3 protein-coding genes are annotated in these 2,282 nt (G+C 51.6%); all 3 read left to right on the top strand.

What is annotated here, in order from left to right:
• The first annotated feature begins 162 nt into the window (after positions 1-162).
• The 3 genes from HMPREF3055_RS04665 to HMPREF3055_RS04655 all read left to right on the top strand — a co-directional run bounded on the left by HMPREF3055_RS04665 (position 163) and on the right by HMPREF3055_RS04655 (position 2,076).
• Positions 163-891 (top strand): DUF6318 family protein, encoded by a 729-nt coding sequence (locus tag HMPREF3055_RS04665; protein WP_070738287.1) that lies wholly within the window; start codon positions 163-165, stop codon positions 889-891.
• Positions 892-1,414: 523 nt separating this feature from the next.
• Positions 1,415-1,795: a hypothetical protein gene (locus HMPREF3055_RS04660; protein ID WP_070738285.1), complete on the top strand. Its 381-nt coding sequence runs from the start codon at positions 1,415-1,417 to the stop codon at positions 1,793-1,795.
• Positions 1,768-2,076, top strand: coding sequence for a hypothetical protein (locus tag HMPREF3055_RS04655; RefSeq protein WP_141758472.1), 309 nt, complete (start codon positions 1,768-1,770; stop codon positions 2,074-2,076). The genes HMPREF3055_RS04660 and HMPREF3055_RS04655 overlap by 28 nt, the downstream gene beginning before the upstream one ends.
• The last annotated feature ends 206 nt before the right edge of the window (positions 2,077-2,282 follow it).

Raw genomic sequence — 2,282 nt, 5'->3', positions numbered from 1 at the left:
ACATGCGGTAGGGTGGTAACTGTAGTGCTCCACAGCGCATTGATGCGCTTGTTGGGCACACTACGGGGCTGTTTTCCTTCCGGTGGTCAGCTTGACCTACGAATAATGGCTCGACCAGTAACTAAACAACACACCATCACCGATGATAGGAGCGTATCTTCTATGGATTCAACCATCTTTAATCGCCGTACCCTGCTGGGTAGCGGCGCACTTGTGGGCATTGGTGCCCTGCTTGCGGCATGTGGCCAGCAGGCTAACAATGAGGCGGCAGCTACCGCCTCCGCGGCGCCGAGTGAGACCGCTTCGGCATCTGCGGCAGCTTCTGAATCTGCATCAGCTTCGGCAACCCCGTCTACTATCCGAGGCTACTCTGGACAATCCAAAGCCCCTGACGGTGAGTACCGTAAAGCCGACGGCTACGGACCCGCGCAAAACGTACCCAAGCCCCCGAGCCGGAAACAATACCCCGAAACTCAGGAGGGCGCTCTCAACATGATCAACGACTGGACCATAGCCCACAACTATGCAGTCCAGACGGGTGATTGCGAATACGCCAAAGCATATGTGAAACCAGAAACTGACGAAGAAAAGTTCTACGGATATGTCGAGCGCCTTTATAAGCGCGGCGGATGGATCATTAATGGTCTCGACAAATATCAGCTCGATGGTCAGTTTATTTATGATGAAAAAACTAAAGAATACACCCTTATGCTGAAGCATATTTGGAAATTCGTAATGTATGTTGAGCCCGACGGATCATACACCGAAGACACGAATACGGCCGAGGGGGACGATAGCGGCGCTTACATTCTCAAATATTCGGATGGATTTTGGACTGTCGTTGGCTCACTTTCTCAAGAGCAGCTGAAGGAAAAAGGGTCGTTGAAATAGCATGTTCCATATCAGAGAAATAGGAAGTGCATATATACTCACTTTTGCTGTTATCACATCATCTGTTTTTATGAGCGTTCCTCCTGCGAACAGCCAGGAATGCAGTAGCGATAACGGCCATGCTATATGCCTCACTAAGGAAAAGACTCCACAACAAAACTTTGCGAGGAAAGGCACCCTAGATACTAGGATAGACTCACCTACCGCTAAATCATCCCTTGAAATAGAAGCGGAGAACCAGCGGAAGGAAGAAGAATTCCGTAGAAATTATGACGAAGTAAAAGACAACTTGGGGCAGCCTATGTATATTCCCAAAGGTAATGCGCGCAAGCAAGGTGAAGCGGAATGTCTTGCAGCGGGAAGACAACCTGGTAAATACAGCCGTATCCGTGAGATGCCTATTAGTGGCGAAGAGGTAAATTACGATCCGAAAACAGGACTAGGAACATATTGCCAGCCACTTGATACCAAAACTCTCACCTCTAATGACCCCGCACAGCCTAAGGGTCCCACTATTGAAGAAATGCTCCAAGAAGTTGAGGACCAATTCGCTAAAACCGATATCCAGGCCCCTGTACTGAAGCAGTCCTATAACCTTGGCTCTGGTCAGGGCGAAGACAACCCCAACGTCTATAAGAACCAGGCCGTCAACTTCTACGTTGACGCACCCACCGCACGTTGGGAAGGCGACCTCATGATTGGCCACGTGGAGATGGAGTCCTACCCCACCCAGATGACCATCCAGTACGGCAACGGTGACGAGGGCAGCTTCTACACCATGGGCAAGCCTGTCAGCAGGGCACGTGGTGAAGAGTCACGCAAGACCGCGACCAGCTATGTATATAAGCGTTCGGCAACTTCCATGCCTACGCGACCGTGTCTTACTCTGGTCGTTTCCGCGTGAACGGCGGTGACTGGCATGCTCTGGATGTCGTGTTGACGAAGGAAACTGTCGATCCGCTGCTGATTCGTGTCTGGTGGGTTGATGTTGGACGCGTCGGCGGCACCTGCGATGAAGACGACACTCGTTGGGGCTGCAAGAACGACCCGACGATGGGCAAGAAGGATAACCCGAACCCGCGCCTGCGTAAGGCTGATATCCGTACCGGTCAGCGTTGGCATCTTAATGACAATGGCGATGGGGATACGGAGTATTCGTTGCACCGTGACTGGCCCGACATGTAGAGCCCCCGCGGGTCTTACGCTGAGAAGCCACATGTTCGCCGAGAAGCCACTTCTTTAGTGGCTTTTCGAAACACATGTGGCTTCTCAGCTATCGGGGTTCTTCCCTTCAGCTGGTTAGTCTTCCGGTTTCTAACCAGCTCTCTTATTCACACACCACACCGATACGAGGAATACACTTCCATGACTTCCGTTTTTCTTACCCGCCG

This window comes from Rothia sp. HMSC061C12 (assembly GCF_001815755.1).
Taxonomy (GTDB): domain Bacteria; phylum Actinomycetota; class Actinomycetes; order Actinomycetales; family Micrococcaceae; genus Rothia; species Rothia mucilaginosa.
This window is presented reverse-complemented; position numbering and strand designations above follow the sequence as displayed.

Excerpts from the sequence above, each read along its gene's own strand:
- HMPREF3055_RS04665 (WP_070738287.1), top strand. The coding sequence starts at position 163 with ATGGATTCAACCATCTTTAATCGCCGTACCCTGCTGGGTAGCGGCGCA.
- HMPREF3055_RS04660 (WP_070738285.1), top strand. The coding sequence starts at position 1,415 with ATGCTCCAAGAAGTTGAGGACCAATTCGCTAAAACCGATATCCAGGCC.